Genomic DNA, 250 nt, shown 5'->3' with positions numbered 1-250 from the left:
ATCAGCAGAGCGTAGTCGCCGGTTAGGGCCAGGTGCTGGCCGGTGCTGCCGTCGGCCACCAGTTCGGCGTTGAAGCCGGCCTCGCTCAGGCCCTGGCGCAGGTAGTGGCCGGTTTTGGGTTGGTCTTCGACGATCAGCAGTTTCATGGTGGGACTCGTGGCGGTTGGAACCCGGGCTTTATACCGTGCAGCAGGCCAGGGCAGTGCAAGCTGACAAAGTTGTAATCTGCATGTCAGCTGGCTGGCAGCGG

1 pseudogene is annotated in these 250 nt (G+C 62.8%); it reads right to left on the bottom strand.

Annotation, left to right across the window (positions count from 1 at the left end):
- Positions 1-146 (bottom strand): annotated as a pseudogene (locus SB725_RS32830) (DNA-binding response regulator); the annotation flags it as partial.
- Between the last annotated feature and the right edge of the window lie 104 nt (positions 147-250).

Source organism: Pseudomonas sp. SIMBA_041 (assembly GCF_046535095.1).
Classification (GTDB): Bacteria; Pseudomonadota; Gammaproteobacteria; order Pseudomonadales; family Pseudomonadaceae; genus Aquipseudomonas; species Aquipseudomonas mucoides.
The sequence above is the reverse complement of the archived record's forward strand: the minus strand, read 5'-3'. Positions and strand labels throughout refer to the sequence as shown.